Source organism: Streptomyces sp. CB02400, assembly GCF_001905725.1.
Taxonomy (GTDB): domain Bacteria; phylum Actinomycetota; class Actinomycetes; order Streptomycetales; family Streptomycetaceae; genus Streptomyces; species Streptomyces atrovirens.
In genome coordinates this window covers 1-10816 of record NZ_LIWB01000014.1, presented here as the reverse complement: position 1 = coordinate 10816, position 10816 = coordinate 1, and the positions used below count along the sequence as shown (strand labels likewise).

Here is a 10816-nt window from a genome sequence, read left to right as displayed (position 1 = left end):
AGGCGTCGCGGGAACTCCCGGACGACGCCGCCATGCGGGCGGCCCGGCTCCCCGCGCTCACCTGCGGCCACCACGGACCCGCGTCGCCGCTGGGCACCGCGAGGCCCGCCCTTCGGTGGGGCGGTGCCGCTGGGCCTCGTCGCCTGCCGTCGCGGGGGATCGCCCGCTGGTGGCGGCTCCGGGTGGCGCGTCGGGCCTCCTCGAAGGGGCGCGGTAAGGCTCGCCCTTCGGCGGGGCGGTGCCGCTAAGCCCCGTCGCTCTCCGTCGGTCGGGTCGTCCCCGGGCGGCTGTCGGACCAGGCGGCCCACAGTTCGGCGTACCGGCCGCCGGCCGTGAGGAGTTCCTCGTGGGTGCCGGTCTCGACGACCCGGCCCTCGTCGAGGACGACGATCCGGTCGGCGGTCGCGGCCTGCGGCAGGCGGTGCGCCACCATCAGGCCCGTGCGCCCCTCCAGGGCCTTCAGCGCGGCAGCCTCCAGGACGCGCGCCCCCGCGCTGCCCGCGTCGGCGGTCGCCTCGTCCAGGATGGCGATCGGCGGGTCGGCGAGGACCAGCCGGGCCAGCGCCAGATGCTGGGCCTGGGTCACCGTCAGCCGGTGCCCGCCCTCCCCGACCACCGTGTCCAGCCCGTCGGGCAGCGCCTCGGCCCACTCCAGGGCACCCACCGCCGCCAGGGCCGCCCGCAGGTCGTCGTCGCCGGCGTCCGGCCGGGCCAGCCGCAGGTCCTCGGCGAGCGGACCGGCGAAGACGTGCACCTCCTGGCTGATGAGCGTCACCGCCCGGCGGACCCCCGCGGGACCCAGCTCGCCCGCGTCGGCCCCGCCCAGCGTGACCGACCCCCGGGCCGGCCGGTGCACGCCCGCGATCAGCTTGGCCAGCGTCGTCTTGCCGGCCCCGCTCGAACCGACCAGCGCGACCCGCTCCCCGCCGCTCACCTCCAGATCGACGTCCCGCAGCACCGGGTGGCCGGGCACGTAGGCGTGGTCGAGCGAGGAGACCTTGACCGAGCCGTCCACCGGCACGGCCCGCCGGCCCGGCTCCGGCTCCGGCTCCGGCGTGGCGGCCAGGCCGGACACCCCGACCAGACGGGCGAGGCTCGCGCCCGCCGACTGCACGTCGTCCAGCAGGAACAGCGCGGCGTTGACCGGGTTGAACAGACTGTGGAAGTACAGCGCGGCCGCGGTCGCCGTGCCGATGCTCACCGACCCGTCGTCCACCAGCACGAAGCCGGTGACCAGGACCGAGGCCAGGCCGATGAACTCGGCCAGGTTGAGCCGGGAGAAGAACCCGGTCACGACGTGGATGCCGCGCAGCGCCAGTCCGAGGGCCGCCCGCGACCGCTGCTCCACGAGGTCCAGATGCGGCCCGTTCAGCCGGAACGCGCGTACGGTGCGGACGCCCCCGATGCTGTCGAGCAACTGGTGCTGGAGCGCGCCGGTGGCCACCCGGTGCCCGGCGTACACGGGAGCGGCCCGGCGCAGGTACCAGCGCACCGACAGCACCTGCACGGGCACGGCGCACAGCGCGGCGAGCAGGAACCGCCAGTCCAGCACGGCGAGTCCGGCCAGGGTCAGCACGATGGTGAAGGCGGAGCGGGAGAACTCCGGGAGGGCCTGCCGTACCGACTTGGCGACCATGGTGACGTCGTCCGTCACCCGGGAGACCAGGTCGCCCGAGCCGGCCTCCTCGACCCGCTCCAGCGGCAGCCCCAGCGCCCGCTCGACGAACCGCTCGCGCAGGGCGGCGAGCAGGGTCTCGCCCAGCCGGGCGACGAGGGCGCTGCCGAGGGCGGTGGCGGCGCCGCGCGCCACGGCCACCGTGATGAGCAGGACCATGGGCACGGTCAGCGCGTCCGTGCCGCGCCGCTCCACCACCAGGTCGACGACGTGTCCGAGCAGGGGCGCCGTCAGCAGGCCGACGGCCGTTCCGGCGACCAGGACGCCCACCGCCGCCGCCGTCAGCGGACGGTGGCCGCGCAGCATGGAGCGGAGGGCGGCCAGGGTCTCGGCGCCGGTCGCGGTCGGCAGCAGGGCGCGGTCCACGGGGCCGGTGCGGATCGTCGTCTCCTCGGTCCGTCCGTCGTCGGTGCGCGGGTCTGTGCCGTTCGTGGCGGTCATCGAGTTTCTCCTTTGTGGATACCCCGTTCTTCAGGGCGGGGAGGGAACGAGGCTCCTGCGGAGTAGGGCAGGGAAAGCCGGTTCGCCGCCAGGGCGGACCGACGTCCACCTCGGACTACTCGCAGCCCTTCACGAATTGATGCGATATCATGTGAAATGTGCAGGACACTCACGTGAAGCGGGCGTTCAAGTACCGTTTCTATCCGACCGATGCGCAGGCGGCCGAGCTGTCGCGCACGTTCGGCTGCGTGCGGAAGGTCTACAACCTGGCTCTTGCGGCGCGCACGGAAGCGTGGACGCGGCAGGAGCGGGTGAACTACAACCAGACGTCGGCCATGCTGACGGCCTGGAAGAAGACCGGGGAACTCGCCTACCTCAACGACGTCTCCTCCGTCCCGCTCCAGCAGGCCCTGCGCCACCTCCAGACGGCGTTCACCCACTTCTTCGGCAGGCGGGCCCGGTATCCGCGGTTCAAGTCGCGGAAGAAGTCGCACAAGTCGGCGGAGTACACCACCAGCGCGTTCCGGTTCCGGGACGGCAGGCTGACCCTGGCGAAGATGTCGGAGCCGCTCGACATCGTGTGGTCCCGTCCACTCCCGGAGGGCGCGTTGCCGTCCACGGTGACCGTGTCGCAGGACGCGGCCGGACGCTGGTACGTCTCCCTGCTGGTCGAGGATCCGTCCATCCAGCCGCTCCCGGCCACGGATGCGGCCGTCGGTATTGATGTCGGACTCGACCACCTGCTGACCCTCTCGACCGGCCAGAAGGTGGCCAACCCCCGGCACGAGCGGCGCGACCGTGCCCGTCTCTCCAAGGCCCAGCGGCAGCTTGCCCGCAAGGCCAGGGGTGAGGGCGCCAACCGCCGCAAGGCCCGTCAGAAGGTCGCCAAGGTCTACGCCCGCATCGCTGACCGCAGGCGCGACCACCTGCACAAGCTCACCACTCGGCTCGTTCGTGAGAACCAAACGATCGTGATCGAGGACCTCACCGTTCGGAACATGGTGAAGAACGGCAAGCTGGCCCGCGCCATCAGCGATGCGGCATGGGCCGACTTCCGGGGCATGCTGGAGTACAAGGCCCAGTGGTATGGGCGCGAAGTGATCGCGGTCGACCGCTGGTTCCCCTCGTCCAGGTTGTGCTCCACCTGCGGCACCCTGCGGGGCAAGATGCCCCTGCACGTCCGCACCTGGACGTGCGACAGCTGTGGTACGACCCATGACCGGGACGTGAACGCGGCGAAGAACCTTCTGGCTGCCGGGCTGGCAGTGTCTGTCTGTGGAGCTGGTGTAAGACCTCAACGGAGTACTCCGGGCGGGCAGTCGGCGATGAAGCAGAAATCCCTACAGCGCGAGCCGTAGGAATTCCCTCCTTCAGGAGGGGGAGGAAGTCAAGCCAGGACCGCCGCACGGTAGGAGGCGTCGGTGGCGACGAGTTCGGCGTGCCGCCCGTCGGCGGTCACCGTGCCGCCGTCGAGCACCACCACCCGGTCGGTGACCGCCAGCAGCGCGGGGCTGGTGGTGACCAGGACCGTGGTGCGGTCCCGCCTCGTCTCCCGCAGCCGGGCGGCGATCCGCGACTCGGTGACCGTGTCCACCGCGGTGGTCGGGTCGTGCAGGACCAGCACGGGCCGGCCCGCGGCCAGCGCCCGGGCCAGCGCGACCCGCTGGCGCTGACCGCCGGAGAGGGAACGGCCGCGCTCGGTGAGGACGGTGTCCGCGCCGTCGGGCAGCAGCCGGGCGACGTCGTCGGCCGCCGAGGCGGCGAGCGCCGCCTCCACCGCGGCCGTGTCCGCGTCCGCCCCGCCGCGCACGTTGTCCAGCAGACTCGTCTCGAACAGATCCGCGTCATGGGGCGCCACCAGGACGGCCCGGCGTACGTCGTCGGGGTCCAGGCCGGTCAGCGGCACGCCGTCGAGCTCGACCACACCCCCGGCGGGGTCCGACTCCCGGGCCAGACAGCGCAGCAGGTCCCGCGCCGCCGCCGGATCCCCGGTCACCACACCGGTGAGGCCCGGACCGAGGTCGAGGTCGACGCCCCGCAGCGCGCCGAGCGTGACACCGCGCAGCCGGATCCGCCCGGCGACGGCCCCGGGCAGCGCGGCCCCGCCCGGCTCCACCGCGGCGGGCGCCGCCAGCACCTCGGCGATCCGGCGGGCCGAGGCGCGGCCCTGCGCGAACTCGGCGTTGACGAAGGTGAGCAGCTGGAACGGCCCGAGCAGGAACTGCGCCAGCCCCACCGCCGCCACGAGTTCACCGACACTGATGCTGCCGCGCATCGCCAGGTACGCGCCCACCAGGGCGATGACCGCGATGAAGACGCCGGTCAGCGCGAGCACCGCCCCTTCGTGCCCGGCCCGGCTGCGGGCGGCACGCAGCGCGGCGGCCAGCGAGTCCTGACTGGTCCGCCGGTAGCGGGCCACGGCCGCCGGCTCGGCCCCCATCCCCTTGAGCACCCGCAGACCCATGACCAGGTCTGCGGCGACACCCGAAGCGTGGGCGGCGCGCTCCTGCTCGGTCTCGCTGCGCCGCTCCAGCGGCCCGCTGATGCGGTGGCCCAGCCACAACAGGGGCGGAATGCCGAGCAGGACGAGCAGGCCGAGCGGCACCGAGATCCGCAGCAGGGCCACCGCGCTGACCGCGAGGGCGGCGAGCGCCGAGGCGCCGTACGACAGGACGGTCACCGCCGCGCCCACGCGCCGGGCGTCGTTGGTGGCGATGCTGGTCAGCGCGCCCGGGAGCCGGTCGGCGTCGGCGCCGCCGCGCGGGTCGAGCACCCGGGCGGCGAGGTCCAGGCGCAGCCGGTGCGTGGCCCGTTCACCCGCGGCCTCCGTGATGCGGGCGCCCACGCGGTAACACGTCGACAGGACGACGAAGACGACGGCGAGCAGCGCCAGCAGCCGCAGCAGCGTGCCGGACGAGCCCTTGGCCACCGCCTCGTCGATGATCACGCCCACGAGCACGGGAACCAGGGCCTCGCACGTCTGATGGCCCATGCCGAGGAGCGATGCCGCGACGACACCGCGGCGCCGGCCCCTGATCGCTTCCCGGAGCACATGCCCCCCGGTCGGTCCTCCAGCCGGCATGTGCCGTACCTCCGCGATGGTCAGACGGTTAGGTAAGGCTACTCTGAATACGACGGTCCAGGTACCGCGCGCCGAGCACGCCGACGTGCGACGCTCTCCACCCAACACCCTTCGCGGGAGGCGTCGTTGACCACCCGCTTCGCCTTCGGTTAGCCTCGCCTAAGCTGAACTCGCCGTCGTGTCCTGCCTTCCCGCACCCGTGCGAGCCCCGCGAACCACCGCCAGGGGGAGTTGTCGTTGACGGTCGAAACCCGGGCGGTGTCCACCGAGCAGCCCCCCGCCCCGGTCGTGCCCGGAGCGCGACGCGGGACCACCGCACTCCGCGCGTTCGGGCTCCTCCTCGCGCTCGGCGCGCTCGTCCTCGTCGGACTCCTCAGTGTGTGGGTGGGGACCCGGGGCATCCCGTTCACCTCGACCTGGACACTGCTGTGGCGGCCCGACGGTTCCGAGACCGCGGTCATCATCCACGACTACCGCATCCCCCGTACGCTCCTCGGGCTCGTCGTCGGCACGGCCCTCGGGCTGTCCGGCGCGCTGATGCAGGCGATGACGCGCAACCCGCTCGCCGACCCGGGACTGCTCGGCGTGAACCTGGGCGCCTCCACCGGGGTGGTCGTGTGCATCGCGTTCCTCGGGGTGGGATCCGTCCTGGGCCAGGTGTGGTTCGCGCTCCTCGGCGCGGTCGTGGCGACCCTCGTGGTCTACCTGCTCGGCTCCGCCGGACGGACGGTCGCCACACCCGACCGCCTCGTCGTCGCCGGCGCGGCCGTCACGGCGGTGCTGTACGCCTTCAACTCGACGGTGCTGCTGCTGCGCCCGCGCGCCTTCGACCAGTTCCGCTTCTGGACCGCCGGCTCGCTCGCCGGACGCACCTACGACGTCCTCCAGGCCGTCCTGCCGTTCGCCACCGTCGGCACGGCACTCGCCCTGCTGCTCGCCCCCGCGCTCAACGCCCTCGCCATGGGCGACCAGTTGGGGCGGGCCCTCGGCGTCCACGTGGTCCGCACGCGGGTGCTGGCGGCCGTCGCGGTCATGCTGCTGTGCGGTGCCGCGACCGCCGCCGCCGGACCGATCGGCTTCGTCGGCCTCGCCGTCCCGCACGTGGCCCGGTTCGTCGCCGGCCCCGACCAGCGGTGGGTGATGGCGTACTCGATGCTGCTCGCTCCCGTCCTGCTGGTCGGCGCCGACGTGCTGGGCCGGGTGATCGGCGCGCCGGGCGAGGTCCAGGTCGGGATCGTCACCGCGTTCCTCGGCGCCCCGCTGTTCATCGCGCTGTGCCGTCGCCGGAAGCTGGTCATGCTGTGAACCCCGTACACCCGACGGAAGCCTCCGCCGAGGCCGCACCCGTGATCAGCGGGACGGTCGTGCGCGCCGGCGGAGGCGGGATCTCCCTGCGGATCCCGGGCCGGTCCGTGGCCGTGGGCGTCGTACTGCTCGCCGTGCTCGTCGTGGTCATGGGCGTCAGCCTGACCACCGGGGACTTCGAACTCTCCGTCACCGAGGTCGTCGAAGCCCTGACCGGCAACGGTTCCCCGGGCGCCGACTTCATCGTCAACACCCTGCGCCTGCCCCGCCTGGTCACCGCGGCGTGCGTCGGCGCCGCCCTCGCCGTGAGCGGCGGCATCCTGCAGAGCCTCACCGGCAACGCGCTCGGCAGCCCCGACGTCATCGGCTTCACCAACGGGGCGGCCGTCGGCGCCCTGACCGTCATCATCGTGCTGCACGGCAGCATGACCCAGATCGCGCTCGGCGCGCTGATCGGCGGCCTCGCGACCGCCGCCGCCGTCACCCTCCTCATCGCCGGCCGGGGGCTCCAGGGGTTCCGGCTCGTCGTCATCGGCATCGGGGTGAGCGCGCTGCTGCTGGCCGTCAACTCGTACCTGATCACCAGGGCCACCTTCCAGGAGGCGCTGGAGGCGCAGGCGTGGCTCCTCGGCAGCCTCAACAACCGCGGCTGGACCCAGGCCGGCGCCATCGGACTCGCGGTCCTCGTGCTCCTCCCGGTCGCCTTCGTGTACGCCCGCCGGCTGTCGATGGTGGAGATGGGCGACGTGACGGCGACGGCGCTCGGCGTCGACGTGGCCCGGACCCGCACCGTGCTGCTCGTCGTCTGCGTCGCCCTGGCCGCGTTCGCCACCGCGGTCGCCGGACCCATCTGGTTCGTCGCCCTGGCCGCCCCCCAGGTGGCCCGGCGCCTGACCCGGTCCTCCGCCCCCGCCCTGGTGCCCACCGCCCTCATGGGCGCCGTACTGCTCACCGCGAGCGATCTCGCCGTGCAGCGCCTGTTCACCGACACCCTCCTGCCGGTGGGCGCGGCCACCGGCACCATCGGCGGGCTGTACCTCATCTGGCTGCTGGTCACCGAGTCGCGAAAGAGCCGCGCATGACAGGAACGCACCCGTCGGAACCCCGGCTCCGGGCCGAGAACCTGACCCTCTCCTACGACCGGCGGACCGTGGCCACCGGCCTCGGCGTCGACATCCCCGACCGCTCCTTCACGGTGATCGTCGGACCGAACGCCTGCGGCAAGTCCACCCTGCTCAAGGCACTGGCCCGGATGCTCAGGCCCAAGGCGGGCGAGGTCTACCTGGACGGCGCCGCCATCGCCTCCTACCGCACCCGCGAGGTCGCCCGCCGGCTCGGGCTGCTGCCGCAGTCGTCGACCGCGCCCGGCGGCATCACGGTGGGCGACCTGGTGGCCCGCGGCCGCTACCCGCACCAGCGGCTGCTGAAGCAGTGGTCCGCCGAGGACGAGACCGCCGTGACCGGGGCGATGCGCCGCACCGGGGTCCTCGACCTCGCCGGCCGGCCCGTCGACGACCTGTCCGGCGGGCAGCGCCAGCGGGTCTGGCTGGCCATGGTGCTCGCCCAGCAGACCCCCGTCCTGCTGCTCGACGAACCCACCACCTTCCTGGACATCGCGCACCAGATCGAGGTGCTCGACCTCTGCGCCGAGCTGCACGCGGCCCGGGGGCACACCGTCGTCGCGGTCCTGCACGACCTCAACCAGGCCTGCCGCTACGCCACCCACCTCGTGGTGATGCGGGCCGGCGGCACCGTCGCGGCCGAGGGGGACCCGTCGGCCGTGATGACCGCCGAACTGGTGGAGGACGTGTTCGGCCTGCCCTGCCGCATCATCGACGACCCGGAGACCGGCACCCCCCTGATGGTGCCCGCCGCCCCGCGGCGCGCCGCCGACGACTCACGGCGTCCGGCGCGCGATCCTGGCACAGCCGTCCTATGATCGACCCAGTAAAGTTGAATTTCGAACTTTTCTGTGGTGGTGGAGGGCCGACGCATGAGCAACACGGAAACGCACCCGACGGAGACGGTCTGCGGCGCGGACGTCGACGGACCGCCCCCGCCGGGCATCGAGATCCTCACCCCGAGGGACGTACCCCTCGGCGGCCCGCGCGCTATGCGGGTACGGCGGACCCTGCCCCAGCGGGCACGCACCCTCATCGGAGCCTGGTGCTTCGCCGACCACTACGGCCCCGACGACATCACCGAGTCCGGCGGCATGCGCGTACCCCCGCACCCGCACACCGGCCTGCAGACGGTGAGCTGGCTGTTCAGCGGCGAGATCGAACACCGCGACAGCCTCGGCAGTCACGCCTATGTCCGGCCCGGCGAACTCAACCTCATGACGGGCGGCCACGGCATCAGCCACTCCGAGGTCTCCACCCGGAGCACCCGGATCCTGCACGGCGCGCAGCTGTGGGTGGCGCTGCCCGGGGAACACCGCGACGCGGCCCGCGACTTCCAGCACCACGTCCCCGCCCCGGTCGCGCTGGACGGCGGCGAGGCCCGCGTCTTCCTGGGCACGCTCGCCGGCGACACCTCACCGGTGCGCACCTTCACCCCGCTGCTCGGCGCCGAGATCACCCTGGCCCCGGGCGCCCGCGTGACCCTGGACGTGGACCCCGGCTTCGAACACGGAGTCCTCGTCGACAGCGGCGACATCCTCCTCGCCGATACGGCGCTGAAGCCGGCCGAACTCGGCTACGCGCCCCCCGGCCGCACCACCCTCACCCTCTCCAACCAGGCGCCTGACCCGGCCCGCCTGCTGCTCCTGGGCGGACCGCCCTTCGAGGAGGAGATCGTCATGTGGTGGAACTTCATCGGACGGTCGCACGACGACATCGTGCAGGCTCGCGAGGACTGGACGAAGGGGTCACGTTTCGGCGAGGTGCAGGGGTACGACGGGGCTCCGCTGCCCGCGCCGGAACTGCCGAACGCACCCTTGAAGCCGCGAGGAAGAATGCGCTGACCTGCGGATACGGTGCGCCGTACGCCAACAGGACAGGATCGCTGCTGCGCCTGTCCGGCAACGCACGAATCCCGCAGCGCCCGCGTCGGCTCCAGCCGCATACGTGCCTCCGAAGCTGCCTGCGACTCCCAATGCATGGGCGTCTGCGGGCAGCTCTAGCCGAACACTTGCTGACCTTTTGCTGACTTCACTGACGGGTCATCAGGTTCGGCTGACGCGGCGTGCTCTCTGCTTGTGTCCCTCGCGAGGCGTTCTCAGCGCCCTAACTCTCCGCTGACGCGGGCGCTGGAGTGTTGGATCCGTCGTGTGAGGCCGTCCACGTGTGTAGGGGAGTAGCCGCTTGTGCAAACCCGACAAGTGGCGTGCTGGGCGAGTAGGCACCCAACCCTGACTTCTGGGTCAGGACGCTTGAGTTGCAGGCTTCCCTCGGAAGCGATGGTGTCCATCAGTCCCCGACGGGCTGCAACATTCGCATACGACCGGCGAGTCGCTGCCGGGTGCGAAGCCAGTGGCTGGCTCGCTCAATGGGCAGCCTGGATCGTCTCAAGGGCCTGCTCCGTGTCACCTCTGGTTGTTGCCGACCCGATGCCGACCTACGAGGTCAAGTCGATCGCAACGGTCGTCGGCGGCCACACCCGCGTGCAGGACGACTACCAGGGCGGGGTCGAATCGATCATCAGGCTCGACGACGCGTACCCCCTCGAAACGCTGCAGGGAATCGAGGAGTTCTCTCACCTCACCGTGACCTGGCGCTTCCACCTGGCACGACCCGAAGACGTCCAGCTCCACGCACGCAGCCCACGGGGAAACCAGAACTGGCCGGCGACCGGCACATTCGTCCACCGCAACCACCGGCGACCCAACCAACTGGCGGTCAGCTACCCGCGGTTGCTCAAGGTCGAAGGCCGGGACCTCCTGGTCACCGATCTCGACGCCGTGGACGGAACGCCCGTGATCGACCTGGCCCCGTACTTTGAACAGATGGGGCCTCGGGGCCCGGTCCGTCAGCCCGCGTGGCCTGGCGAGATGCTTGAACCGAACTACTGGGCGGAGGCGAGCGAACGGCCATCGGAACGCCCCGTGCAGTGGGGTGACGTCGGTTCCGACGAGAGGCCGAGCAGGCACTGACGGAGCGGATACGTGTCGTTCACGGTGCGACCCGGAGTACGTACGGGTTCCCCGGATCACACGTGAGCTGCGGGAGAGCGGCTCGGGGGTGAACCACAAGCGGATTGCACGGATGATGCGCGTGGCCGGGTTGTCCGAGCGTCGTCCGTGCGGAGGTAAACGCACCACGGCCCAGGAAGTGAGTGCGCTGAAGGCCCCGGGGTTGCGTCCTGGGAAGTGG

General features: G+C 72.3%; 9 protein-coding genes. 7 read left to right on the top strand and 2 right to left on the bottom strand.

The window, feature by feature from the left end; translation table 11 throughout:
• Nucleotides 1-244 precede the first annotated feature (244 nt).
• Nucleotides 245-2116 carry an ABC transporter ATP-binding protein gene (locus AMK33_RS28300; protein ID WP_079195000.1) on the bottom strand — a complete coding sequence of 624 codons (1872 nt, stop codon included), beginning with the start codon at nt 2114-2116 and terminating at the stop codon, nt 245-247.
• Between the two features lie 158 nt (nt 2117-2274).
• On the opposite strand from AMK33_RS28300, the gene AMK33_RS28295 reads away from it, so the two are divergent.
• On the top strand, nt 2275-3474 hold the full coding sequence (locus AMK33_RS28295) for an RNA-guided endonuclease InsQ/TnpB family protein (RefSeq protein ID WP_073935815.1): 1200 nt from the start codon (nt 2275-2277) through the stop codon (nt 3472-3474).
• Between the two features lie 29 nt (nt 3475-3503).
• Here AMK33_RS28295 and AMK33_RS28290 read toward each other — a convergent pair whose 3' ends face one another.
• Nucleotides 3504-5198, bottom strand: a complete 1695-nt coding sequence (locus tag AMK33_RS28290; protein WP_079194999.1) for an ABC transporter transmembrane domain-containing protein — start codon at nt 5196-5198, stop codon at nt 3504-3506.
• 237 nt (nt 5199-5435) lie between these two features.
• Here AMK33_RS28290 and AMK33_RS28285 point away from each other — a divergent pair, with 237 nt between their 5' ends.
• From AMK33_RS28285 to AMK33_RS45285, 6 genes are all read left to right on the top strand, one after another.
• On the top strand, nt 5436-6503 hold the full coding sequence (locus tag AMK33_RS28285; RefSeq protein WP_079194998.1) for a FecCD family ABC transporter permease: 1068 nt from the start codon (nt 5436-5438) through the stop codon (nt 6501-6503).
• Entirely contained in the window at nt 6500-7585 is a 1086-nt protein-coding gene (locus AMK33_RS28280) for a FecCD family ABC transporter permease (protein ID WP_073935814.1), read from the top strand. The genes AMK33_RS28285 and AMK33_RS28280 overlap by 4 nt, the downstream gene beginning before the upstream one ends.
• On the top strand, nt 7582-8442 hold the full coding sequence (locus AMK33_RS28275; RefSeq protein WP_073935813.1) for an ABC transporter ATP-binding protein: 861 nt from the start codon (nt 7582-7584) through the stop codon (nt 8440-8442). The genes AMK33_RS28280 and AMK33_RS28275 overlap by 4 nt, the downstream gene beginning before the upstream one ends.
• A 54-nt stretch (nt 8443-8496) precedes the next feature.
• Entirely contained in the window at nt 8497-9468 is a 972-nt protein-coding gene (locus tag AMK33_RS28270) for a pirin family protein (protein WP_073935812.1), read from the top strand.
• A 585-nt stretch (nt 9469-10053) separates the two neighbouring features.
• Nucleotides 10054-10596, top strand: a complete 543-nt coding sequence (locus AMK33_RS28265; RefSeq protein ID WP_073935811.1) for an SAM-dependent methyltransferase — start codon at nt 10054-10056, stop codon at nt 10594-10596.
• Nucleotides 10559-10816 (top strand): IS3 family transposase (locus tag AMK33_RS45285; RefSeq protein WP_158075145.1); only part of this gene is annotated, 258 nt, incomplete at its 3' end. The genes AMK33_RS28265 and AMK33_RS45285, both read left to right, overlap by 38 nt.

Coding starts and splice junctions, on each gene's coding strand:
- AMK33_RS28300 (WP_079195000.1), bottom strand. CDS start 2,116: ATGACCGCCACGAACGGCACAGACCCGCGCACCGACGACGGACGGACC.
- AMK33_RS28290 (WP_079194999.1), bottom strand. CDS start 5,198: ATGCCGGCTGGAGGACCGACCGGGGGGCATGTGCTCCGGGAAGCGATC.
- AMK33_RS28275 (WP_073935813.1), top strand. CDS start 7,582: ATGACAGGAACGCACCCGTCGGAACCCCGGCTCCGGGCCGAGAACCTG.
- AMK33_RS28270 (WP_073935812.1), top strand. CDS start 8,497: ATGAGCAACACGGAAACGCACCCGACGGAGACGGTCTGCGGCGCGGAC.
- AMK33_RS28265 (WP_073935811.1), top strand. CDS start 10,054: ATGCCGACCTACGAGGTCAAGTCGATCGCAACGGTCGTCGGCGGCCAC.